The organism is Pseudomonas sp. MNR3A (assembly GCF_009650575.1).
Classification (GTDB): Bacteria; Pseudomonadota; Gammaproteobacteria; order Pseudomonadales; family Pseudomonadaceae; genus Aquipseudomonas; species Aquipseudomonas machongensis.
Window position 1 is genome coordinate 94123 of sequence record NZ_VZZS01000004.1, and the last position, 20744, is coordinate 114866.

At 62.3% G+C, this 20744-nt stretch carries 27 protein-coding genes; 11 read left to right on the top strand and 16 right to left on the bottom strand.

Going from position 1 to position 20744, the window contains the following annotated elements; all coding sequences use genetic code 11:
- The first annotated feature begins 153 nt into the window (after window positions 1–153).
- Window positions 154–1110: a 23S rRNA (adenine(1618)-N(6))-methyltransferase RlmF gene (gene rlmF / locus F6X62_RS03045; RefSeq protein WP_153772663.1), complete on the top strand. Its 957-nt coding sequence runs from the start codon at window positions 154–156 to the stop codon at window positions 1108–1110.
- A gap of 50 nt (window positions 1111–1160) precedes the next feature.
- On the opposite strand, the gene F6X62_RS03050 is transcribed toward rlmF, so the two are convergent.
- Both F6X62_RS03050 and F6X62_RS03055 read right to left on the bottom strand, forming a co-directional pair.
- Window positions 1161–1442, bottom strand: coding sequence for an HU family DNA-binding protein (locus F6X62_RS03050; protein WP_054894359.1), 282 nt, complete (start codon window positions 1440–1442; stop codon window positions 1161–1163).
- A 23-nt stretch (window positions 1443–1465) separates the two neighbouring features.
- Window positions 1466–1747: a hypothetical protein gene (locus tag F6X62_RS03055; protein ID WP_151925722.1), complete on the bottom strand. Its 282-nt coding sequence runs from the start codon at window positions 1745–1747 to the stop codon at window positions 1466–1468.
- An 85-nt stretch (window positions 1748–1832) separates the two neighbouring features.
- Between F6X62_RS03055 and yejK the strand changes: the two genes are divergently transcribed.
- Window positions 1833–2840: a nucleoid-associated protein YejK gene (gene yejK / locus F6X62_RS03060; protein ID WP_063543191.1), complete on the top strand. Its 1008-nt coding sequence runs from the start codon at window positions 1833–1835 to the stop codon at window positions 2838–2840.
- On the opposite strand, the gene F6X62_RS03065 is transcribed toward yejK, so the two are convergent.
- Window positions 2821–3159: a GIY-YIG nuclease family protein gene (locus tag F6X62_RS03065; RefSeq protein WP_153772702.1), complete on the bottom strand. Its 339-nt coding sequence runs from the start codon at window positions 3157–3159 to the stop codon at window positions 2821–2823. The genes yejK and F6X62_RS03065 overlap by 20 nt on opposite strands.
- Before the next feature lie 36 nt (window positions 3160–3195).
- Here F6X62_RS03065 and F6X62_RS03070 point away from each other — a divergent pair, with 36 nt between their 5' ends.
- On the top strand, window positions 3196–4065 hold the full coding sequence (locus F6X62_RS03070; protein WP_153772664.1) for a hypothetical protein: 870 nt from the start codon (window positions 3196–3198) through the stop codon (window positions 4063–4065).
- 8 nt (window positions 4066–4073) lie between these two features.
- On the opposite strand, the gene F6X62_RS03075 is transcribed toward F6X62_RS03070, so the two are convergent.
- The 13 genes from F6X62_RS03075 to F6X62_RS03135 all read right to left on the bottom strand — a co-directional run bounded on the left by F6X62_RS03075 (window position 4074) and on the right by F6X62_RS03135 (window position 14648).
- Entirely contained in the window at window positions 4074–4541 is a 468-nt protein-coding gene (locus F6X62_RS03075; protein WP_153772665.1) for a nuclear transport factor 2 family protein, read from the bottom strand.
- A gap of 102 nt (window positions 4542–4643) precedes the next feature.
- A complete protein-coding gene (locus F6X62_RS03080) occupies window positions 4644–5924 on the bottom strand; it encodes an MFS transporter (protein ID WP_153772666.1) in 1281 nt (426 codons plus the stop codon).
- Between the two features lie 13 nt (window positions 5925–5937).
- A complete protein-coding gene (locus tag F6X62_RS03085) occupies window positions 5938–6585 on the bottom strand; it encodes a FadR/GntR family transcriptional regulator (protein ID WP_054894365.1) in 648 nt (215 codons plus the stop codon).
- A 120-nt stretch (window positions 6586–6705) separates the two neighbouring features.
- The gene (hisC, locus tag F6X62_RS03090; protein WP_153772667.1) at window positions 6706–7755 is read right to left on the bottom strand and encodes a histidinol-phosphate transaminase; all 1050 of its coding nucleotides are present in this window, start codon (window positions 7753–7755) and stop codon (window positions 6706–6708) included.
- A 2-nt stretch (window positions 7756–7757) separates the two neighbouring features.
- Window positions 7758–9080: a histidinol dehydrogenase gene (hisD, locus tag F6X62_RS03095; RefSeq protein WP_054894367.1), complete on the bottom strand. Its 1323-nt coding sequence runs from the start codon at window positions 9078–9080 to the stop codon at window positions 7758–7760.
- A gap of 127 nt (window positions 9081–9207) precedes the next feature.
- Window positions 9208–9843: an ATP phosphoribosyltransferase gene (gene hisG, locus F6X62_RS03100; protein WP_063543179.1), complete on the bottom strand. Its 636-nt coding sequence runs from the start codon at window positions 9841–9843 to the stop codon at window positions 9208–9210.
- A gap of 103 nt (window positions 9844–9946) precedes the next feature.
- Window positions 9947–11212 (bottom strand): UDP-N-acetylglucosamine 1-carboxyvinyltransferase, encoded by a 1266-nt coding sequence (gene murA / locus F6X62_RS03105; protein WP_065863244.1) that lies wholly within the window; start codon window positions 11210–11212, stop codon window positions 9947–9949.
- A gap of 24 nt (window positions 11213–11236) precedes the next feature.
- Complete coding sequence (locus tag F6X62_RS03110; protein ID WP_054894370.1) at window positions 11237–11476, bottom strand: BolA family protein; 240 nt, start codon at window positions 11474–11476, stop codon at window positions 11237–11239.
- Between the two features lie 118 nt (window positions 11477–11594).
- Complete coding sequence (locus F6X62_RS03115) at window positions 11595–11897, bottom strand: lipid asymmetry maintenance protein MlaB (protein ID WP_153772668.1); 303 nt, start codon at window positions 11895–11897, stop codon at window positions 11595–11597.
- Entirely contained in the window at window positions 11894–12547 is a 654-nt protein-coding gene (locus F6X62_RS03120; RefSeq protein WP_063543175.1) for a phospholipid-binding protein MlaC, read from the bottom strand. Before F6X62_RS03120 ends, F6X62_RS03115 begins: the two co-directional genes overlap by 4 nt.
- A gap of 9 nt (window positions 12548–12556) precedes the next feature.
- Window positions 12557–13042, bottom strand: a complete 486-nt coding sequence (gene mlaD / locus F6X62_RS03125) for an outer membrane lipid asymmetry maintenance protein MlaD (RefSeq protein ID WP_054894373.1) — start codon at window positions 13040–13042, stop codon at window positions 12557–12559.
- Entirely contained in the window at window positions 13042–13839 is a 798-nt protein-coding gene (gene mlaE / locus F6X62_RS03130; protein ID WP_063543173.1) for a lipid asymmetry maintenance ABC transporter permease subunit MlaE, read from the bottom strand. The genes mlaD and mlaE overlap by 1 nt, the downstream gene beginning before the upstream one ends.
- Window positions 13839–14648, bottom strand: coding sequence for an ATP-binding cassette domain-containing protein (locus tag F6X62_RS03135; RefSeq protein ID WP_054894375.1), 810 nt, complete (start codon window positions 14646–14648; stop codon window positions 13839–13841). The genes mlaE and F6X62_RS03135 overlap by 1 nt, the downstream gene beginning before the upstream one ends.
- 245 nt (window positions 14649–14893) lie before the next feature.
- Between F6X62_RS03135 and F6X62_RS03140 the strand changes: the two genes are divergently transcribed.
- The 8 genes from F6X62_RS03140 to ptsN all read left to right on the top strand — a co-directional run bounded on the left by F6X62_RS03140 (window position 14894) and on the right by ptsN (window position 20742).
- Entirely contained in the window at window positions 14894–15868 is a 975-nt protein-coding gene (locus F6X62_RS03140; RefSeq protein WP_153772669.1) for a KpsF/GutQ family sugar-phosphate isomerase, read from the top strand.
- Window positions 15869–16393, top strand: coding sequence for an HAD family hydrolase (locus F6X62_RS03145; RefSeq protein WP_153772670.1), 525 nt, complete (start codon window positions 15869–15871; stop codon window positions 16391–16393).
- A gap of 8 nt (window positions 16394–16401) precedes the next feature.
- A complete protein-coding gene (gene lptC, locus F6X62_RS03150; protein WP_054894378.1) occupies window positions 16402–16974 on the top strand; it encodes an LPS export ABC transporter periplasmic protein LptC in 573 nt (190 codons plus the stop codon).
- Window positions 16961–17485, top strand: a complete 525-nt coding sequence (lptA, locus tag F6X62_RS03155; protein WP_054894379.1) for a lipopolysaccharide transport periplasmic protein LptA — start codon at window positions 16961–16963, stop codon at window positions 17483–17485. The genes lptC and lptA overlap by 14 nt, the downstream gene beginning before the upstream one ends.
- Complete coding sequence (gene lptB, locus F6X62_RS03160) at window positions 17486–18211, top strand: LPS export ABC transporter ATP-binding protein (RefSeq protein ID WP_054894380.1); 726 nt, start codon at window positions 17486–17488, stop codon at window positions 18209–18211.
- Window positions 18212–18384: 173 nt separating this feature from the next.
- Entirely contained in the window at window positions 18385–19878 is a 1494-nt protein-coding gene (locus F6X62_RS03165; RefSeq protein ID WP_153772671.1) for an RNA polymerase factor sigma-54, read from the top strand.
- A 78-nt stretch (window positions 19879–19956) separates the two neighbouring features.
- On the top strand, window positions 19957–20265 hold the full coding sequence (gene hpf / locus F6X62_RS03170) for a ribosome hibernation-promoting factor, HPF/YfiA family (RefSeq protein ID WP_054894382.1): 309 nt from the start codon (window positions 19957–19959) through the stop codon (window positions 20263–20265).
- A gap of 12 nt (window positions 20266–20277) precedes the next feature.
- On the top strand, window positions 20278–20742 hold the full coding sequence (gene ptsN / locus F6X62_RS03175; RefSeq protein ID WP_054894383.1) for a PTS IIA-like nitrogen regulatory protein PtsN: 465 nt from the start codon (window positions 20278–20280) through the stop codon (window positions 20740–20742).
- The last annotated feature ends 2 nt before the right edge of the window (window positions 20743–20744 follow it).

A 20744-nucleotide genomic window follows, 5' to 3' on the forward strand; every position in this document is an offset into this window, starting at 1 on the left:
TGACCGGCGAGGGCTTCGCCCTCGTTCGCGGCCAAGGCCGCTCCCACAGGAATGGGCTGCCCTCAAGGAGCCCACTATCCTGAGGGAGCGGCCTTGGCCGCAAATGGGCCGCCCTGCGGCCTCTGGCCAGTGCAAGCGACACCGGACACGAGCATGACCCAGAACAAACCCACCCTGCATCCGCGCAATCGCCACCAGGGCCGCTACGACTTCCCCAGCCTGATCAAGGCCCATCCTGACCTGGCCCGGTTCACCATCACCAACCCCCACGGCAAACCCAGCATCGACTTCGCCAACCCCGAGGCCGTGCGCGTGTTCAACCGTGCCTTGCTAAAGGCCCATTACGGCATCCAGCACTGGGACATCCCCGCGGACTACCTGTGCCCGCCGATCCCAGGACGCGCCGACTACATCCACGTGCTCGCCGACCTGCTGGCCGAAGACAACGGCGGGCAGGTCCCACGCGGCGCCCAGGTGCGCGCGCTGGACGTCGGCGTCGGCGCCAACTGCATCTACCCGCTGCTCGGCCATAGCGACTACCGCTGGCGCTTTCTCGGCTCGGATATCGACGCCACGGCGCTGGCCTCGGCCAAGGCGATCGTCCAGGCCAATGGCCTGAACAAGGCCATCACCCTGCGCCAGCAGGCCAACCGCAAGCACATCCTCAGCGGTCTGCTGCAGGACGACGAGCGCTTCGACCTGACCCTGTGTAACCCGCCCTTCCACGGCTCGCGCGAGGAGGCCACCCGTGGCAGCCAGCGCAAATGGAAGAATCTGGGCAAGCAGGATCCCACCCGCAAGTTGCCAGTGCTGAACTTCGGCGGGCAGAACAACGAGCTGTGGTGCGAGGGGGGCGAGATCCGCTTCGTCACCCAACTGGTGAACGAAAGTGCGCAGTATGGCGAGCGGGTGCTGTGGTTCACCAGCCTGGTGTCCAAGGTCAGCAACCTGCCGGGGATCGAAGCGGCGCTCAAGAAAGCGGGCGTGAAAGCCCAGCGCGTCGTAGAGATGGGCCAGGGCCAGAAACAGAGCCGCATGGTGGCCTGGAGCTTCCAGGACGACGCCATGCGCAGCGCCTGGCATGCCGCGCGAGGCAAGGCGCAGGCGTGAAAAAACCGCGCCCGGACAAGCCGGGCGCGGTTTCAATGAAGCATCGACAATTACTTGTTGATGGCGTCGTTCAGGACCTTGGCTGGTACGAATTTGACGACTTTCTTGGCAGCGATTTCGATGGCAGCGCCAGTCGAAGGGTTACGGCCAGTGCGGGCAGGACGCTCGGAGACTTTCAGCTTGCCGATGCCTGGCAGGGTGATTTCAGCGCCGTTTTCCAGTTGGTCAGCGACGATCTGGCCCAGTTGCTCCAGAGCGTTGCGCGCGGTGGTTTTCGGCGCGTCGATGGCTTCGGCGATGTCGGCAATCAGTTGGTCTTTGGTCAATGCCATGGTGGTGTTCCTTCCCTATCAAATCAGAGGTATGCAGCGTGCTTCATCGTTATCGGGCCTGCACGGAAGGTCCGGCGAGCCTCGCCAATCGCGTATGTAGATACGAAAATCAGCGTTTGGTTCGACACGACGCAAGCGAGCTGCCAGCAATGCGCCACCCCAAGGGGCGCAAGACGGCGCAAAGCTAACACAGGAACCAGGAAATATCCGCTGTCGACCGTGATTTTATTGAGGTTTTTCGGGGGTTTGCCCGAAAAGCGCAGATTTTTGAACAAAAAACGAACAACTGTCATTTCCGCCAACATCTGGCCACTGCATCACCCCTGCCCTGCGGTAAACTGAGCCACTTTGCAGCGCGGTATCGCACCGCCCATCCTTTCAGAGAATTCCATGCCAATCCGTCATTGCATCGTTCACCTGATCGACAAGAAGCCCGACGGCAGCCCCGCCGTGCTCCATGCGCGAGACACCGAACTGGCGGCGTCGGACGCCATCGAGAACCTCCTGGCCGACCTCAACGACAGCTATAACGCCAAACAGGGCAAGGCCTGGGGCTTCTTCCACGGAGAGTCCGGCGCCTACCCGCTCAGTGGCTGGCTCAAGCAGTATCAGGAAGAGGAAAAGGACTTCACCACCTTCAGTCGCATCGCAGTCGAGCACCTGCAGAAGCTGATGGAAGAGTCGAACCTGTCCACAGGCGGTCATGTGCTGTTCGCCCATTATCAGCAAGGCATGACCGAGTACCTGGTCATCGCCCTGCTGCACCACAGCGAAGGCGTGGCGGTGAACGCCGAACTCGACGTCACCCCGTCGCGCCACCTGGACTTGGGGCAACTGCACCTGGCCGCGCGAATCAACCTGTCCGAGTGGAAGAACAATCAGCACTCGAAGCAGTACATTTCCTTCATCAAGGGTAAGAACGGCAAGAAGGTGTCGGACTACTTCCGCGATTTCATCGGCTGTCAGGAAGGTGTCGATGGCCCTGGTGAAACCCGAACCCTGCTCAAGGCGTTCAGCGACTTCGTCGAAAGCGAGGATCTGCCCGAGGAAGCGGCGCGCGAGAAGACCCAGACCCTGGTTGACTATGCCACCAGCCAGACCAAGCAGGGCGAGCCGATCACCCTGGAGGAACTGTCGAGCCTGATCGACGAAGACCGCCCCAAGGCGTTCTTCGACCACATCCGCAACAAGGACTACGGCCTGTCGCCGGAAATTCCTGCGGACAAACGCACCCTGAACCAGTTCCGCCGTTTCACTGGACGTGCCGAGGGTCTGTCGATCAGCTTCGAGGCCCACCTGCTGGGCTCGAAGATCGAGTATGACGAAGAAGCCGGAACCCTGGTGATCAAGGGCCTTCCGACACAACTGATCGATCAGCTCAAGCGCCGCAAGGACTGAGTTCGAGCGTCGCCCCACCCTGCGCGAAGGAGGCGACCAGCGCCTCCTTCGCCGATTTACGCAGCTTTTTCACCAGCCGCTCCTGACGCAGGGCTTCGCCTTTGTCCGGCCACTGCTCGACATAGACCAATGCCTGCGCCGGGCTGGTCTTGAAATATCGCGCGCCCTGCCCTTTCTGATGCTTCTGGAAGCGTCGCTGCGGATCGTCACTGATGCCGCAATACAGCGAGCCATTGGCCGCCCGCACGAGGTACACGTACCAGGGCTTGGCCTCCCGTTCGGGAATATCTTCACTCGCCACAGGGATCCTGAGTGTCATTAGTTTGGAGAGCCCATCCATATCCAGGGCTCTACCATGTTGAAAAAATGTTTCCGGCTGCTAGCCACAGCTGCGCTGCTAACGCCATTCCTGGCCCAGGCGTCCCTCGGCGAGCGAACCGCTGCGCAGATGCAGGAAAACTATGATGCTGCACCGGTTGACTGTGGGGGTTCGGCCATTCCGGCCCACGGTTGTTCGGGCGTACTGATCCGCGCGACCAAACCATCCCCCAAGTATCACACCTGGCATCATAGCCCGAACAACAAGGAAAAAGGCGGCGTCTCGTTCTCCTACCTGCGCACCGACCTGCCGATCACAAGCCTGGCTGCCGACGCCCGCAGCGGCTTTACCCTGTACCCGCGCATGCAGCGCCCGGCAGGGTCGATCACCTATCAGGTGCTGTGCGCCTGGCCAACCGATGGCGATACCTGGACTCGCGAACAACAAGGCTGTGGCAACAACAGCCAAACCACCTCGACCGAGCGCCTGTGCCATGAGCAAGGCATCACGACCGCGCAGGCCTGGATCGACGAGTTCCGCCGCTCCGGGGACTACAAGCGCCAATGCGCATTCGATGTCCGTGACGTCCGCAAGAGCGAGCGGGCCGACGCCTTCTACCAGAGCCTGACGGCACAGCGAATGTTCGCCTCCGAACTACCATTCCCTTGGAATGAAGTCATCGTTCAAGCCTGGGAAGAGGACCAATCCCACAGACTGCCGATCCAGTCGTTCTTCCACATCGAAGGCATGTGGGGGGCGCTCGAGCAAGCACAGGCGGACCAGAAGGACTGGTACGAGACCTACGGCGCCTACATCCCGATCATCCGCATCCGCATGCCGCAGCAGGCCCATGACAAGGCCACGTTCAGCTATCACAGTAACGAACAGGCGGTTCCCACGTCCTGAAAAAGCGATCAGCGCGCCTGGAATGCCCGCAGGCCCTTGGTGGCCTGCTGGCGGACCTTGTTTCTTACCAGAGGGCTCCACCCCAGTATCAGACCAGGCGTACCAAGGGCTTGGCGCGACCAACGCCACAGGTCGAAACTGTCGTCATGCTGACAGATCAAACCGTCACGGAACACGAAACGAGCCTGGATATCATTGACCACGGTACGGCCGGTCTGGCTGAACAGGTAAGTGGCGACCCAATGGGCACTACCACCCTGTGCATCCGCGTGCACGCTGTCGAAGGTCAGGGAGAAGTCCTTGGCGCGGGTGGTCAGCATCCGCCACATGTCACCCACGTCCTGGCCGCGCAAGGTACCGAAGGCCGGATCGCTGAAAACGATGTCATCGCTGTAGCAGGCCACCATGGCCTCGGCGTCCAGGCGCTGGAAGGCCTGATAAAAACGGGTGATCAGGGCGCTGTTGGCGTCACTCATGGGGCAGGTCCGTCCAGTGAATCGAAAGCTGCACGATAATCCGCGCCCCGCCTTCGCGCCATGGTCATTTGCGCCATGAATGCATCCAGCGTCGCACCGGTTTCACACCCGCTCGCTGACGACCTGCACATGCAGCGCCCGCCCGGCCCCCAGACCGAAGACGATCGCCCCAAGCCCCAGCACCGCGAAGATCCAGCCAACCGCTGCCCAGCCATCGGTGAGGTCATGTACCAATCCGACCGCGAACGGGCCCATCGAAGCCAGCGTGTAGCCGACGCCCTGGGCCATGCTCGACAAGTTCGCAGCCACGTGCGAATCCTTCGAACGCAGCACGATCAGGGTCAAGGCCAGGGCGAAAGTACCGCCTTGCCCCAGCCCCAGCAGCACCGCCCAGCCCCACAGCCCCGAGATTGGCGCATACAGGCATCCGAACAAGCCGCCGAGGGTGACCAGCATCACCACCACGATCGCCAGCCGCTGATCCTTGCCGCGGGTCGCCAGCCAGGGCGCACTGAGCGAGCTGATCAGCTGCACCAGCACCGACCCCGAAAGCACCAGACCGGCTTGCGTGGGGCTCAGGCCACGACCGATGAGAATCGACGGCAGCCAGCCGAACACGATGTAGGCCAGCGAGGACTGCAGCCCCATGTACAACGTTACCTGCCAGGCCAACCGATCCCGCCACAGCCCCCGCACCCGATAGGCCACCTGGTGCGCGCCATGCCCTTGGCGCGCCTGGGGCGCCCACACCAGCATCGCCAGCAGCGCGGGCAACAGCCAGAAGCCCAGCCCCATGGCCCAACTGTCGCCGAAGTACTGGCTCAAGGGCACGGTGCTGCCCGCGGCCATCGCTGCGCCAAGGCACAGGGCCATGGTGTAGACGCCCGTCAGGGTGCCGGCATGAGCGGGGAAATCACGCTTGACGATGCCCGGTAGCAGCACGCCGATGATGCCGATGCTGGCACCGGCGATCAGGCTGCCGACGAATACCCCGGTCGCACCGAGTGCACTGCGCAGCAGGATCCCCAGCGCCAGGGTCAGGAGGATGCCCAGAATCACCCGCTCGCTGCCAAAACGACGCGCCAGGATCGGCGCCAGTGGCGCGAACAGGCCCAGGCACAGGACAGGCAAGGTCGTCAGTAAACCTGCCGCGGAAGCATTGAGCCCCAGCCCCTCGGACACCTGGCCCAGCACCGGCGCCATGCTCGACAGCGCCGGGCGCAGGTTCAACGCGACCAGTACCAACCCCAGCAACAGCAACCAAGGTCGGCGCAGCATCACCGGCTGCTGCTGGACCTGTTCGTCGTCAGCCTCGGCATCGATCAGCAGCTCATCGAGTTCAGGGTCGTGCTTGGAGTGGTTGGACGTCAGTTGTTCAGGCATGGGGCACTCGGGCTCAAGATTCGATGAGGGCCCGGCTCAGGCGCTTGGCCGCGTCCGGGTCGCGTTGTTCGATGGCGTCGAGGATCTGCACATGCAGGTCGAACACTCGTTGACTGCGGGGAAGCGCACTCATGTTGTGCTGCACCGCTGCAGCGACGACGCTGGAAAAGTAGCGGTACAACTCGCTCAGTGCGGGGTTGTGCGCTGCGTCCACCAGACGCTGGTGGAACACCAGGTCACAGGCCACATAGGTGTCCAGATCGCCGTGAAAGTGCCCACAGCTGCGCTCCAGGGCCTCGCGCAAGTCGCGCAGATCATCGTCGGTGCGCCGCAGGGCGGCGAGGCCGATGGCCTCGGCTTCGAGGATGCAACGGGTCTCGCGGGCCTGCTCGACCGTGCAGCGCGAGATGGCCTGCACTGCCTGCAAGGGGTCTTGGGCGGTGCGCAGATAGCTGCCGTCGCCCTGGCGCACTTCTACCAGACCACTGAAGGCCAGCACACGCATGGCTTCACGCACGGTATTGCGGCTGATGCCCAGTTCCAGGGCCAGTTCCGGCTCGGTGGGCAGGCGCTGCCCCACAGCCCACGCGCCCTGGGCAATGCGCTCGCGCAATTGGTCCACGGCTTGCTCCACCAGGGAGCGCTTGATCAACAGGGACATACTAACGTCCAGTCATCGGATGAATTTACAAGTGGCAACAATAGCGCTGAAAAGCATCGCGGGGCAAGTCGGATCGCTGCATCGCCGCTCCGACTTGCCCCGCGACAGGAACGACGCGAACTACCCGTTCAACGCATCGATCAACGCCTGGTTCATCTCCGGCGTTCCAACGGTGATCCTCAGGAACTGCGCGATCCGTGCCTGCTTGAAGTGCCGCACGATCACCCCCTGCTCACGCAGGCGCGCCGCCAGTTCAGCCGCATCCTGTTGCGGGTGCCGGGCGAAGATGAAGTTGGCCGCCGATGGCAGCACCTCGAAGCCCCGCGCCGTCAACTGCTCGACCAGCGCCTCGCGGCTGTCGATGACCTTGCGGCAGGTCTCGTCGAAGTAAGCGCGATCTTCGAACGCTGCCGCCGCACCGACGATCGCCATGCGATCGAGCGGATAGGAGTTGAAGCTGTTCTTGATCCGCTCCAGTGCCTCGATCAGGTCCGGATGCCCCACGGCCAGCCCCACCCGCAGACCCGCCAGCGAGCGAGACTTGGACAGGGTCTGGGTCACCAGCAAATTGTCGTAGCGGTCCACCAGTGCGATGGCGGTTTCGCCGCCAAAGTCGATGTAGGCTTCGTCCACGACCACCACCGAGTCGCGATTGGCCTGGAGCAAGCGCTCGATGGCCTCGAGCGGCAGCAGGCAGCCAGTCGGAGCGTTAGGGTTGGGGAAGATGATCCCGGCATTGGGCTTGTTGTAGTCCTCGATGCGGATCTGGAACTGCTCGTCCAGCGCCACCTGCTCGAAGTCGATACCGTACAAGCCGCAGTACACCGGATAGAAGCTGTAGCTGATATCCGGGAACAGCAGCGGCGCGCCGTGCTGGAACAGGCCGTGGAAGATGTGCGCCAGCACTTCGTCCGAACCGTTGCCGACGAAGACCTGCTGCGGGGTGACCTTGTAGTAATCAGCCACAGCCTGCTTGAGCCGGTCGCTATTCGGATCCGGGTACAGGCGCAGGTTGTCGCTCAACTCGCCACGCATGGCCTCCAACGCCTTGGGCGAAGGCCCATAGGGGTTTTCGTTGGTATTGAGCTTGACCAGGCGAGCCAGCTTGGGCTGCTCACCCGGCACGTAAGGCACCAGGTCCTTGACGAAGGGGCTCCAGAATCGACTCATGTTCAGTTCCCCTTCTCGTTGAGGATGCGGTATTCGGCGCTACGGGCGTGGGCGGTCAGCGACTCGCCACGGGCCAGTACGGATGCAGTGTGACCGAGCTCGGATGCGCCCTGCTCGGAGCAGAAGATGATCGACGAACGCTTCTGGAAGTCATACACCCCCAGCGGTGAAGAGAACCGTGCGGTGCCGGATGTGGGCAACACGTGGTTAGGGCCTGCACAGTAGTCACCCAGGGCCTCGCTGGTGTGGCGGCCCATGAAGATCGCGCCGGCATGGCGGATCTGCGGCAACCAGGCCTGCGGGTCGGCGACCGACAATTCGAGGTGTTCCGGGGCGATGCGGTTGGCAACCTCGATGGCCTGCTGCATGTCACGTACCTGGATCAGGGCGCCTCGACCGTTGATCGACTTCTCGATAATCTCGGCGCGCTCCATGGTGGGCAGCAGCTTGTCGATGCTGGCCGCCACGCGGTCGAGGAAGGCCGCATCAGGGCTGACCAGGATCGCCTGCGCATCTTCGTCGTGCTCGGCCTGGGAGAACAGGTCCATGGCGATCCAGTCCGGGTCGGTCTGGCCATCGCATACCACGAGGATTTCCGATGGCCCGGCGATCATGTCGATGCCGACCTGGCCGAACACATGGCGTTTGGCGGTGGCTACGTAGATATTGCCGGGACCGACGATCTTGTCGACCTGCGGCACGCTCTCGGTGCCGTAGGCCAACGCCGCGACTGCCTGCGCGCCACCGACGGTGAACACGCGATCGACGCCGGCGATACAGGCCGCAGCCAGCACCAGCTCGTTGATCTCTCCACGCGGGGTCGGCACCACCATGACCACCTCACCGACACCGGCCACCTTGGCGGGGATGGCATTCATCAGTACCGATGACGGGTACGACGCCTTGCCGCCAGGCACGTACAGCCCTGCGCGATCGAGCGGGGTGACTTTCTGGCCGAGCACGGTGCCATCAGCCTCGGTGTACTGCCAGGAATCCTGCTTCTGTCGTTCGTGGTAGCTGCGCACGCGGTTGGCGGCAGTTTCCAGCGCCTCGCGCTGGGCTGCGGAGATCCGAGTCAGGGCCAGTTCCAGGCGCTCGCGACCCAGGATCAGGTCATCGATGGACTTGGCATCAACGCCATCGAAACGCTGGGTGAACTCCACCAGCGCCGCATCGCCACGCTCGCGCACGGCCTTGATGATGTCGAGCACCCGCTGGTTGACCGCGTCATCGGACACGCTTTCCCAGCTCAGCAGATGATCCAGATGTCGCGCGAAATCCGGATCAGCAGCGTTGAGACGGGCAATTGCAGTGGACACGGTCATGACGAGGGCCTCGTTTTATTGGCGAATGCTCAGGCGCCCTAGGCTACCAGTCCATCCGCGCGGGCACCCGAGAAAAGTGGCTATGACGCGGATAGACGGGCGCGACAGCGAAGGTCGCGCGCAGAAGTCAGCCGCGGTGTCGCGATTCGACAGCCTTGCGCAGGGTGTCGATGAGATTCTGGATACGGGCGTGCTGCATCTTCATGGAGGCCTTGTTCACCACCAGGCGCGAACTGATCGTGGCGATCAGCTCCTGTGGCTCGAGGCCATTGGCGCGCAGGGTGTTGCCGGTATCCACCACGTCGATGATCTTGTCGGCGAGGTTGATCAGCGGGGCCAGCTCCATGGAGCCATAGAGTTTGATGATGTCGACCTGGCGGCCTTGTTCGGCGTAATAGCGCTTGGCTACGTTGACGAACTTGGTGGCCACACGCAGACGCCCCTTGGGCTCGGGTGCACCAACGACGCCAGCGGTCATCAACTTGCACTTGGCGATCTGCAGGTCGAGCGGCTCGTACAGACCTTGGCCGCCGTATTCCATCAACACGTCCTTGCCGGCCACACCCAGGTCGGCGGCACCATGCTCGACGTAGGTCGGCACGTCGGTGGCACGCACGATGAGCAGGCGCACGTCGTCCTGCGTGGTGGGGATGATCAGCTTGCGGCTCTTGTCCGGGTTCTCGGTCGGCACGATACCGGCCTCGGCCAGCAGCGGCAGGGTATCGTCGAGAATACGGCCTTTGGAAAGCGCGATGGTCAACATTGCAACGTCGGTCCTTAAGCGGCTACAGCCGGCCAAGTCATCGACCTGGCCGTGTTCGATTCGGCTGGCACGTCCGTGTGCCGATCACAGGCAGAGAGCGCGACTAGCCCGGTACGCGACGGATCTTCGCGCCCAGCATCTGCAGTTTTTCCTCGATGCACTCGTAACCACGGTCGATGTGGTAGATGCGGTCGATCAGGGTATCACCTTCGGCGACCAGCGCAGACAGCACCAGGCTCGCCGAAGCGCGCAGGTCGGTAGCCATCACGGGCGCACCCTTGAGCGCCTTGACCCCGGTGACGATGGCGGTATTGCCCTCGACCTGGATCTGCGCGCCCATGCGGTGCATCTCGTACACGTGCATGAAGCGGTTTTCGAAAATCGTCTCGATCACCGCGCCCGTGCCTTCGGCAATGGCGTTGAGGGAGATGAACTGTGCCTGCATGTCGGTCGGGAATGCCGGATACGGCGCGGTACGCAGGTTGACGGCCTTGGGCCGCTTGCCGTGCATGTCCAGCTCGATCCAGTCTTCACCGGTCGTGATGTCGGCGCCAGCTTCCTTGAGCTTCTCGAGGACGGCTTCGAGGATGGTCGGATCGGTGTCCTTGACCTTGACGCGACCGCCGGTAACAGCAGCAGCGACGAGGTAGGTACCGGTCTCGATACGGTCGGGCATCACACGGTAGCTGGCCGAGTGCAGGCGCTCGACACCATCGATGGTGATGGTGTCGGTACCGGCGCCCTGGATTTTCGCACCCATGGCGATCAGGAAGTTGGCCAGGTCGACCACTTCAGGCTCGCGCGCGGCGTTCTGCAGCACGCTGCGGCCCTTGGCGAGCGCAGCAGCCATCATGATGTTCTCGGTACCGGTCACGCTGACCGTGTCGAAAAAGAAGTGCGCACCACGCAGGCCGCCTTCAGGGGCCTTGGCCTTGATGTAACCACCTTCGACTTCGATCTTCGCGCCCATTGCTTCAAGGCCACGGATGTGCAGGTCGACCGGACGCGAACCGATGGCGCAGCCACCTGGCAAGGCGACTTCGGCCTCGCCGAAGCGGGCGACCATCGGGCCGAGTACCAGGATCGAGGCGCGCATGGTCTTGACCAGCTCGTAGGGCGCAACCAACGTCTTGATGGTGCGCGGATCGATCTCCACCGCCAGCTTCTCGTCGATCACAGGCTCGATGCCCATGCGCCCGAACAGCTCGATCATGGTGGTGATGTCGTGCAAGTGCGGCAGGTTGCCGACGGTGACCGGGCCATCGGCCAGGAGCGTGGCCGACAGAATCGGCAGGGCGGCGTTCTTCGCGCCGGAAATGCGGATCTCGCCGTCGAGGCGCGCGCCGCCAGTAATAATCAGTTTGTCCATTTCAATCTCGCCGCCAACGTTGGCTCAGGTGCGCTCAGCCCAGGCTGCGCTGCTGAAAAATTTCATCGTTACCGCATGGATGCTGCCGTTGGCGATCCACGGATTCAGGTGAGCATAGATCGCCTGCTGACGCTTGACCGGGCTCTGGCCGGCCAGCTCGTCGCTGATCACGTTCAACTGGAAGTTGCAGCCTTCGCCTTCAACTTCGACCCGGGTTCCCGGCAGTTTTTCTTCAAGGAAGCTCTTAACTTCTAAGGCCTGCATGCTCAACCTCAATCGGCGCCCAGTGCGCGCGGGTCGGCCATGATACAAAAAAGCCCCTCGCCTGCGAAGCCCATACGAGGACGCGCTGACCGAGGGGCCTTCCCTTGATGACGGGCCATCAGCCCGCCAGCACTTCATCGAGGTCGTAGACCTCGGCGATTTCACGCATGTCTGCAGGCATGCCGCGCACTTCCCAGGCCTTGCCAGCAGCCTGGGCATCACGCATGAACGCCAGCAACAATGACAACCCCACGCTGCTGGACTTGCTCACGGCCGAGCAGTCGAGCACCAGCCGCTGCTCGCAGCTGGCGGCGATCAAGGCCTTGCCCTGCTTGCGCAGGGCCGGCCCGCTGCGATAGTCCAGCACACCGGCCAGGCGCAAGACACCCGGCTCGGTCATCGTCATGTCGGCTTCACTCATTTGACCGTCTTCTCGGGAGAGCTGTCGGCAGCTTCCTTGGCCTTGGCCACTTCGCCAGCCCAGCCGTCGATGGTCTTGTCGAGGTTGTTGCCATTACGGTTCATCGCGTCGGCGAACTGGTCGCGGAACAGCTTGCCGATATTGATGCCATTGACGATGACATTACGCACCTTCCACTCACCACCGATGTTTTCCAGGGTGTACTGGACCGGGTATACCGCGCCATTGTTGCCAGACACCTTCATGCCCACCGAAGCACGCTGGCCATCATCCGGCTTGGCTGGATCGACGGTGATGCCCTGGTTGTCGTATTCAAGCAGTGCGTTGCCGTAGAACTGGAACAGGCTGCGGCGGAAATTCTCCTGGAAGCGCTGCATCTGCTCCGGCGTGGCCTTGCGCGAGTACTTGACGGTCATGATGCTCCGGGAGATGCCGTCAGCATCGACCACCGGGCCAAGGATGCGATTGAGCGCATCATAGAAAGCGGTCGGGTTGGACTTGTACTGCGCCTTGTTCGCCTTGAGGTCGGACAGCAGTTCAGTGGTGGTGCCCTGAACCACGTCGCGCGGAGACTGGCCCGGCGCCGCCAGGGCCATCAGGGGGAAGGCCGCCAGCAGGACCAGCAGGCCACGTCGCAGGATCGAAATCATGGAAACTCCTCAATTAGCTGGTTGGGCTTCTTTCGGTTCCTTGCCAACGGAGTTGAGCAGGAACTTGCCAATCAGATCTTCCAGCACCAGGGCCGACTGGGTGTCGTGGATGGTGCTGCCATCCTTGAGCACCTGCTCTTCACCGCCCACGCTGATGCCGATGTACTTCTCGCCGAGCAACCCGGCGGTCAGGATCGAAGCAGTGGAATCGGTCGGCAGATTGTCGACCGACTTGTCCAACTGCAAGGTGACCCGACCGGTATAGGAGTCGCGATCCAGATCGATGGCCGTGACCTTGCCGATGGTCACACCGGCCATGGTCACTTTAGCTCTGACAGTCAAACCGGCGATATTGTCGAAGTACGCATAAACTTTATAGGTGTCGCTGGTCGGACTGGCCGACAGGCCGCTGACACGCAGGGCCAGCAGCAGCAGCGCCAGGATCCCGGCCAGGAGGAACAGGCCGACACCGATTTCCAGGGTGCGGTTTTGCATCAGAAATCTCCAAACATCAAGGCGGTCAGAATAAAGTCCAGACCCAGGACTGCCAACGAGGCATAGACCACGGTCCTGGTGGTGGCACGGCTGATCCCCTCTGAAGTGGGTTCGCAGTCATACCCCTGGAATACGGCGATCCAGGTGACGACGAAGGCAAACACCAGGCTTTTGATCAGCCCGTTGATCACGTCATCGCTGAAAGAAACACTGTTCTGCATGTTGGCCCAGAACGAGCCCTCGTAGACCCCCAGCCAGTCCACGGCCACCCACGATCCACCCCAGATGCCGACCACGCTGAAGATCAGCGCCAGCAGCGGCAGCGAGATGAAGCCGGCCCAGAGGCGCGGGGCGACGATGTACTTGAGCGGGTCGACACCGATCATCTCCAGGCTGGAGAGCTGCTCGGTGGACTTCATGTTGCCGATCTCGGCCGTCAGCGCCGAACCCGCACGCCCGGCGAACAGCAGCGCCGTGACGACCGGTCCCAGCTCGCGCAGCAGCGTCAAGGCGACCATCTGGCCGACGGCCTGCTCGGAGCCGTACTTGGTGAGGATGCTATAGCCCTGCAGGGCCAGCACCATGCCGATGAACATGCCGGATACCACGATGATCGCCAGCGACAGCACACCCACCGAATAGAGCTGCTTGGTCAACAGCTGGAAGCCGCCACCGATGCCGCCGCGTCCGGCCAGGGCATGGAAGAGGAACAGGCACGAGCGCCCGAGCACGGCCAGCACGTCGATGGCGGCGCGCCCGAACAGGCGAATGCGTTCGAGTATGGATTTTCTGCGCATCAACGCGTCCCCAGCAGATCGGCGCGGTAGTCTGGCGCAGGAAAGTGGAATGGCACCGGACCGTCCGGATCGCCCTTCATGAACTGGCGGATACGCGGGTTGTCCGACCCCATCAGTTCGTCCGGTGTGCCCTGCCCCAGTACCTGGCCATCACCGACCACATAGATGTAGTCGGCAATGCTCGCGGTCTCGGCCAGGTCGTGCGAGACGACGATACTGGTGATGCCCAGGGCGTCGTTGAGCAGGCGGATCAGGCGCACCAGAACGCCCATGGCGATAGGGTCCTGGCCGACGAAAGGCTCGTCGTACATGAGAATCTGCGGATCCAGCGCAATCGCCCGGGCCAGCGCCACACGGCGCTTCATGCCGCCTGACAGCTCGTCCGGCATCAGATCGATGGCACCGCGCAGGCCCACGGCCTGCAGTTTCATCAGGACGATGTCGCGAATCATCTCGTCGGACAACTGGGTGTGCACGCGCAGCGGGAAGGCCACGTTCTCGAAGACATCCAGGTCGGTAAACAGCGCACCGCTCTGAAACAGCACCCCCATCTGCTTGCGCGCATCGAACAGGTCGCTGCGCGACAGGGCCGGCAGGTTCTGCCCGCCTACCCAGACTTCGCCACTGGAGGGGCGCAATTGCGCGCCCATCAGGCGCAGCAGAGTTGTCTTGCCGCACCCGGAAGGCCCCATGATGCCAGTGACCTTGCCGCGGGGGATACGGATGTCGACATTGCTGAAAATGCTGCGCGAACCGCGTTTGAAGGTGACGCCCTTCAACTCGACCGCGTAGGCGCTATCCGAACTCATCTAGACTCCTTGCAATGCAGCCTCGTCTACATGGACGCCTGCCTTCATCATGAAGGCACACGCATCCCTGGCGGGCCGAATAGCGGCGAACTATAGCACCGCGCAAAGTTGTCCCCAAGGCCATTTCCCCGAGTCGTTCAGGCACCGTACAGCAATTTTGCAACTGCCTACGACAACTCGAAGGTGAGCGTTTCAAACATTGCCGCTATAATCGGCGCCTTTTCATCAGGCATTGCTTTTTCGACATGAGCCAATCCAGCGAGCTGATCCAATCCGCCCAGCGCACCCTGCGCCTGGAACTCGAGGCCGTAGAAGGCCTGCGGGCCCGTATCGACGGCAATTTCGTCAAGGCCTGCGAGCTGATCCTGGCCAGCAAGGGGCGGGTTGTCGTGGTCGGCATGGGCAAGTCCGGCCATATCGGCAACAAGATCGCCGCCACCCTCGCCAGCACCGGCACCCCGTCGTTCTTCGTGCACCCGGCCGAAGCCAGCCACGGCGACATGGGCATGATCACCCGCGACGATGTCATCCTCGCCCTGTCCAACTCCGGCAGCACCGCAGAGATCGTCACGCTGCTGCCGCTGATCAAGCGCCTGGGCATCCAGATGATCAGCCTGACCGGCAAGCCCGACTCACCACTGGCACAGGCTGCAGAAGTCAACCTCGACGCCAGCGTCGCCCAGGAAGCCTGCCCGCTGAACCTGGCACCCACCTCGTCCACCACCGCCGCCCTGGTCCTGGGCGATGCCCTGGCCATCGCCCTGCTCGAGGCACGAGGCTTCACCGCCGAGGACTTCGCGTTCTCCCATCCGGGTGGCGCCCTGGGCCGCCGCCTGCTGTTGAAAGTCGAGAACGTCATGCACGCAGGCGACGAACTGCCCCAGGTGCAGCGCGGCACACTGCTCAAGGACGCCTTGCTGGAAATGTCGCGCAAGGGCCTGGGCATGACCGTGGTCATGGAGCACGACGGCCGCCTGGCCGGCGTCTTCACCGACGGCGACCTGCGTCGTAGCCTGGATCGCAACATCGACGTGCACAAGACGCTCATCGACGAAGTCATGACCGTTCACGGCAAGACCGCCCGCGCCGAAATGCTCGCCGCCGAAGCCTTGAAGATCATGGAAGACCACAAGATCAGCGCACTGGTAGTGGTCGATCACCAGGATCGTCCGACCGGCGCCCTGAACATGCACGACCTGCTGCGCGCCGGAGTGATGTAAATGGCCCAGGACCTGATGCAACGCGCCCAAGCCATCAAGCTGGCCGTCTTCGACGTGGACGGCGTGCTGACCGACGGCCGCCTGTACTTCCTCGAGGATGGCAGCGAATTCAAGACCTTCAACACCCTCGATGGCCACGGCATCAAGATGCTCATGGCCTCGGGCGTAACCACCGCGATCATCAGTGGACGCAAGACCCCCGTGGTCGAGCGCAGGGCAAAGAACCTGGGCATTCCACACCTGTTCCAGGGCCGCGAAGACAAGCTGGTGGTGCTGGACGGCCTGCTCGCCGAGCTGGGCCTGAGCTACGAGCAGGTCGCCTACCTGGGCGACGATCTTCCCGACCTCCCGGTAATCCGCCGGGTGGGCCTGGGCATGGCCGTGGCCAATGCCGCGACCTTCGTCCGCGAGCACGCCCACGGCGTCACCCAGGCACGCGGCGGCGAAGGCGCAGCCCGCGAGTTCTGTGAATTGATCATGCAGGCCCAGGGTACCCTGGACGCTGCCAACGCCCATTACCTGTAGGCCACGCCATGCTCAGCAAGAAACTTCGAAATGCCGTGCTGCTGGCAGCCATCGCTGCGCTGCTGGTGGCGGTCGGCTACTGGAACATCAGCCCCGAGAGCTTCCTCGACAAGCCCACGGCACAGGTCGACGAAAGCGCCATCGACTACTATGCGATCAACGCCCACAGCGTACAGTACCTGCCCGACGGCAGGCTGCAATACGAAATGACCGCGGACAAGGTCGAGCACCTGAAGGCCAGCGAAGTCACCCTGGTGACCACGCCAGACATGCACATCTACCGTGGGACAGCTTTCCCATGGCATGTGCAGAGCGTGCGCGCCGAGGTCAACCCGGACGGTACCGAGGTCGAACTGATCGACAACGTGCGGATCGCCCGCACCGACGAAAAACAACGCGACACCCTGATCACCAGTAGCCGCATGACGGTGTTCCCGCAGAAGCAATATGCGCAGACCGCCCAAGCCGTTAGAATCGACGGCGCCGGTGGCACGACTACGGGTGTAGGAATGAAAGCATATTTGGAAGACGGCAGGATGGACCTGCTGTCCAACGTAAGAGGACAGTATGAGGCTCGTTAAAACCCTCCCCCTTTTGCTCAGCCTGAGCGCAGCACTGGGAAGCGCGAGCGCCTTGGCCCTGCCGAACGACCGTGACCAGCCAATCCGCATCCAGGCGGACAACGCGCATCTGGACGACAAACAGGGCGTTGCCACCTACACCGGCGATGTGATCATCACCCAGGGCTCGATGATGATCAAAGGCAACACCGTGACCATGACTCGCGCCGCCTCCGGCGACATCGACGTCGTGACCTCGGTGGGCAACCTGGCCTACTTCGAGCAACAGCAGAGCGCTGCAAAACCCGACAAGATGAAGGGCTGGGCCGTCACCATCCAGTACCAGGCGCAGAAGGATATCGTCATCCTCACCGACCGCGCCAAGGTCGAGAACGAAGGCAACACCACCGAAGGCGAGAAGATCGTCTACAACACCAAGACCCAGGTGGCGACCGCTGGCCGTGGTGGTAACGTGACCGCACCTCGTCAGCGTATCGACATGGTGATCCAACCGAAGAAAAAGGCCGAGTAAATGGCAACCCTCAAAGCCCAGCACCTGGCCAAGAGCTACAAGGGCCGCCAGGTCGTCCGCGACGTCAGCCTGTCGATCGACAGCGGCCAGATCGTCGGCCTGCTCGGCCCCAACGGCGCCGGCAAGACCACCTGCTTCTACATGATCGTAGGGCTGGTCCAGGCCGACCAGGGCCGCGTGCTCATCGACAGCAACGATGTCAGCCATCAGCCCATGCATGGCCGGGCCCAGGCAGGCATCGGCTATCTGCCGCAGGAAGCCTCGATCTTCCGCAAGCTGTCGGTCGCCGACAACATCATGGCCATCCTCGAGACACGCAAGGACCTGGACCGCGATGGACGGCGCAAGGAGCTGGAAAGCCTGCTGCAGGAGTTCCATATCAGCCACATCCGCGACAACCTCGGCATGAGCCTGTCCGGTGGCGAACGCCGTCGCGTCGAAATTGCCCGCGCCCTGGCGACTGCGCCGAAATTCATCCTGCTGGACGAACCCTTCGCCGGCGTCGACCCGATTTCCGTGGGCGATATCAAACAGATCATCCACCATCTGAAGGCCAAGGGCATCGGCGTATTGATCACCGACCACAACGTGCGCGAAACCCTCGACATCTGCGAGACCGCCTATATCGTCAACGATGGTCAACTGATCGCCGAAGGCGACGCCGAGACCATCCTGGCCAACCAGTTGGTCAAGGAAGTCTACCTGGGCCACGAGTTCCGACTCTGACGCCCGGGAGCTGCCTGGAGCATTGGAAATGCCTGGTGAAACGGGCTTAAGTGTTACAGTGCTCTAGGCAAACGCTACAATTTCAGGCATATAACTTGCTTAAGATTTGGCGCTCCGGCGCCCTGTAGTGGATGGCGCATGCGCGCCGGCGAACAAGGTATTAAGCCCCAGCCATGAAACCATCGCTCGTCCTAAAAATGGGCCAGCAACTGACGATGACCCCGCAGTTGCAACAGGCCATCCGTCTGCTCCAGCTCTCCACCCTGGACCTCCAGCAGGAAATCCAGGAAGCGCTGGAGTCCAATCCGATGCTCGAACGTCAGGAAGACGGCGACGACTTCGACAACAGCGATCCAATGGCGGAAAACGGCGAAAGCAAACCTGCCGCCGAAGCCCAGGACAACAGCTTCCAGGAAACTACCGTCAGCACGGAAAACCTCGAAGAAGGCGAGTGGAACGAGCGCATCCCCAACGAATTGCCGGTCGACACGGCCTGGGAAGACATCTACCAGACCAGCGCCAGCAGCCTGCCCAGCAACGATGAAGACGAGTGGGACTTCACCACCCGCACCTCTGCCGGCGAAAGCCTGCAGAGCCACCTGCTGTGGCAGCTCAACCTGGCACCGATGTCCGACACCGACCGCCTGATCGCGGTCACCCTCATCGACAGCATCAACGACCAGGGCTACCTGGAAGACAGCCTCGAGGAAATCTGCGCCGGGTTCGATCCCGAGCTGGACATCGAGCTGGATGAAGTCGAAGCGGTGCTGCACCGCATTCAGCAATTCGAGCCGGCCGGCGTCGGCGCCCGCAACCTGGGCGAATGCCTGCTGCTGCAACTGCGCCAGCTGCCGGCGAGCGTGCCGTGGATGGCCGAGGCCCAGCGCCTGGTTACCGACTACATCGACCTGCTCGGCAGCCGCGACTACAGCCAGCTGATGCGTCGCATGAAGCTCAAGGAAGACGAGCTGCGCCAGGTCATCGAGCTGGTGCAAAGCCTCAATCCGCGCCCAGGTTCGCAGATCGAATCCAGCGAGCCGGAGTACGTGATCCCGGACGTCATCGTACGCAAGGACAGCGACCGCTGGCTGGTCGAATTGAACCAGGAGGCCGTGCCTCGCCTGCGAGTCAATCCGCAGTATGCAGGCTTCGTCCGCCGCGCCGACACCAGCGCCGACAACACCTTCATGCGCAACCAGCTGCAGGAAGCGCGCTGGTTCATCAAGAGCCTGCAAAGCCGCAACGAGACGCTGATGAAAGTGGCCACGCAAATCGTCGAACATCAGCGCGGCTTCCTCGATCATGGCGACGAAGCCATGAAACCGCTGGTGCTGCACGACATCGCCGAAGCGGTAGGCATGCACGAATCGACCATTTCGCGGGTCACCACACAGAAGTACATGCACACCCCCCGTGGCATCTACGAATTGAAATACTTTTTCTCGAGCCATGTGAGCACCGCCGAAGGCGGCGAATGCTCGTCTACGGCGATCCGCGCGATCATCAAGAAACTGGTGGCCGCGGAAAATCAGAAAAAGCCATTGAGTGACAGCAAGATCGCTGGTTTACTGGAGGCACAAGGCATCCAGGTAGCCCGCCGTACCGTCGCCAAGTACCGCGAATCGCTGGGGATTGCCCCGTCGAGCGAGCGCAAGCGATTGATGTAGCGCCGGGATGTGCCACAGCGTTTCAGTGGCAGGTGCAATACCTGCCTCTTTATGCACGGGCAACAAAGGAGAAGCTGTATGCAAGTCAACATCAGTGGCCAGCATGTAGAAGTCACCCAACCACTGCGCGAATACGTGCTCGAGAAGCTCGCCCGCGTGGAAGGACATTTCGACAAGATCACCAATGCAACGGTGATCATGAAAGTCGAAAAGCTGCAGCAGAAGGTTGAAGCGACACTCCAGATTCCCGGCGGCGAAGTGGTCGCCAACGCAGAACACCAAGACATGTATGCCGCGATCGACGCACTGGCTGACAAGCTCGACCGCCAACTGAAAAAACACAAGGAAAAACAGCAAAGCCTGCTGCAAGGTGCAGCTGCCCGCTGATCCCCCTCATCCATGATCCGACTTGAAACCATCCTGACCCCCGGCCGTTCCCTCGTGAACGTGCCGGGCGGCAGCAAGAAGCGCGCCCTGGAAAAGGTCGCCAACCTGATTGCCGAGCAAGTACCTGAGCTTGCGATGCAAGACGTCTTCGAAAAGCTCATCGCTCGCGAAAAACTGGGCTCCACCGGTTTCGGTAATGGCATCGCCATTCCTCATTGCCGCCTGGAAGGTTGTACTGCCCCCGTCAGCGCCCTGCTGCATCTGGACGCTCCCATCGACTACGACGCCATCGACGGCGCCCCTGTGGACCTGCTGTTCGTGCTGCTGGTCCCGGAAGCGGCCACCGATGCCCACCTCGAACTGCTGCGCCAGATCGCCAGCATGCTCGATCGCAAGGAAGTCCGTGATCGCCTGCGTGCCGCCGACAGCAGCGAAGCCCTCTACCAGGTAGTCCTGGACGCACAGAACGAGCACTGAAC

Bases quoted from the DNA above. Each gene is read 5' to 3' on its own strand.
- rlmF (WP_153772663.1), top strand. From the start codon at position 154: ATGACCCAGAACAAACCCACCCTGCATCCGCGCAATCGCCACCAGGGC.
- F6X62_RS03050 (WP_054894359.1), bottom strand. From the start codon at position 1,442: ATGGCATTGACCAAAGACCAACTGATTGCCGACATCGCCGAAGCCATC.
- F6X62_RS03055 (WP_151925722.1), bottom strand. From the start codon at position 1,747: ATGTTGGCGGAAATGACAGTTGTTCGTTTTTTGTTCAAAAATCTGCGC.
- yejK (WP_063543191.1), top strand. From the start codon at position 1,833: ATGCCAATCCGTCATTGCATCGTTCACCTGATCGACAAGAAGCCCGAC.
- F6X62_RS03065 (WP_153772702.1), bottom strand. From the start codon at position 3,159: ATGACACTCAGGATCCCTGTGGCGAGTGAAGATATTCCCGAACGGGAG.
- F6X62_RS03070 (WP_153772664.1), top strand. From the start codon at position 3,196: ATGTTGAAAAAATGTTTCCGGCTGCTAGCCACAGCTGCGCTGCTAACG.
- F6X62_RS03075 (WP_153772665.1), bottom strand. From the start codon at position 4,541: ATGAGTGACGCCAACAGCGCCCTGATCACCCGTTTTTATCAGGCCTTC.
- F6X62_RS03080 (WP_153772666.1), bottom strand. From the start codon at position 5,924: ATGCCTGAACAACTGACGTCCAACCACTCCAAGCACGACCCTGAACTC.
- F6X62_RS03085 (WP_054894365.1), bottom strand. From the start codon at position 6,585: ATGTCCCTGTTGATCAAGCGCTCCCTGGTGGAGCAAGCCGTGGACCAA.
- hisC (WP_153772667.1), bottom strand. From the start codon at position 7,755: ATGAGTCGATTCTGGAGCCCCTTCGTCAAGGACCTGGTGCCTTACGTG.
- hisD (WP_054894367.1), bottom strand. From the start codon at position 9,080: ATGACCGTGTCCACTGCAATTGCCCGTCTCAACGCTGCTGATCCGGAT.
- hisG (WP_063543179.1), bottom strand. From the start codon at position 9,843: ATGTTGACCATCGCGCTTTCCAAAGGCCGTATTCTCGACGATACCCTG.
- murA (WP_065863244.1), bottom strand. From the start codon at position 11,212: ATGGACAAACTGATTATTACTGGCGGCGCGCGCCTCGACGGCGAGATC.
- F6X62_RS03110 (WP_054894370.1), bottom strand. From the start codon at position 11,476: ATGCAGGCCTTAGAAGTTAAGAGCTTCCTTGAAGAAAAACTGCCGGGA.
- F6X62_RS03115 (WP_153772668.1), bottom strand. From the start codon at position 11,897: ATGAGTGAAGCCGACATGACGATGACCGAGCCGGGTGTCTTGCGCCTG.
- F6X62_RS03120 (WP_063543175.1), bottom strand. From the start codon at position 12,547: ATGATTTCGATCCTGCGACGTGGCCTGCTGGTCCTGCTGGCGGCCTTC.
- mlaD (WP_054894373.1), bottom strand. From the start codon at position 13,042: ATGCAAAACCGCACCCTGGAAATCGGTGTCGGCCTGTTCCTCCTGGCC.
- mlaE (WP_063543173.1), bottom strand. From the start codon at position 13,839: ATGCGCAGAAAATCCATACTCGAACGCATTCGCCTGTTCGGGCGCGCC.
- F6X62_RS03135 (WP_054894375.1), bottom strand. From the start codon at position 14,648: ATGAGTTCGGATAGCGCCTACGCGGTCGAGTTGAAGGGCGTCACCTTC.
- F6X62_RS03140 (WP_153772669.1), top strand. From the start codon at position 14,894: ATGAGCCAATCCAGCGAGCTGATCCAATCCGCCCAGCGCACCCTGCGC.
- F6X62_RS03145 (WP_153772670.1), top strand. From the start codon at position 15,869: ATGGCCCAGGACCTGATGCAACGCGCCCAAGCCATCAAGCTGGCCGTC.
- lptC (WP_054894378.1), top strand. From the start codon at position 16,402: ATGCTCAGCAAGAAACTTCGAAATGCCGTGCTGCTGGCAGCCATCGCT.
- lptA (WP_054894379.1), top strand. From the start codon at position 16,961: ATGAGGCTCGTTAAAACCCTCCCCCTTTTGCTCAGCCTGAGCGCAGCA.
- lptB (WP_054894380.1), top strand. From the start codon at position 17,486: ATGGCAACCCTCAAAGCCCAGCACCTGGCCAAGAGCTACAAGGGCCGC.
- F6X62_RS03165 (WP_153772671.1), top strand. From the start codon at position 18,385: ATGAAACCATCGCTCGTCCTAAAAATGGGCCAGCAACTGACGATGACC.
- hpf (WP_054894382.1), top strand. From the start codon at position 19,957: ATGCAAGTCAACATCAGTGGCCAGCATGTAGAAGTCACCCAACCACTG.
- ptsN (WP_054894383.1), top strand. From the start codon at position 20,278: ATGATCCGACTTGAAACCATCCTGACCCCCGGCCGTTCCCTCGTGAAC.